The organism is Bradyrhizobium sp. TM233, from assembly GCF_036247965.1.
Classification (GTDB): Bacteria; Pseudomonadota; Alphaproteobacteria; order Rhizobiales; family Xanthobacteraceae; genus Bradyrhizobium; species Bradyrhizobium ottawaense.
Map to the genome: position 1 here is coordinate 1 of NZ_BTIG01000109.1, position 278 is coordinate 278.

General features: G+C 68.7%; 1 pseudogene. It reads left to right on the forward strand.

The features are described from left to right. Window positions 1-236 (forward strand): annotated as a pseudogene (locus AABA86_RS33880) (acetyl-CoA C-acetyltransferase); the annotation flags it as partial. Window positions 237-278: the final 42 nt, after the last annotated feature.

Consider the following 278-nt stretch of genomic DNA (forward strand, 5'->3'; position numbering starts at 1 on the left):
TCAACGAGGCCTTCGCCTCGGTGCCCACGGGCTGGCTGAAGACCACGGGCGCCGATCCGGCGCGCCTCAACGTCAATGGCGGCGCTATCGCGCTCGGCCATCCGCTCGGCGGCTCCGGCACCAAGCTGATGACGACGCTGGTCCACGCCCTGCACCAGCGCGGCAAGCGCTACGGCCTGCAGACCATGTGCGAAGGCGGCGGCATGGCCAACGTGACGATCGTGGAGCGGCTTTAAGCTGCGGCCACACAGATAATGGGTCCCGGACAAGCGCGCCTC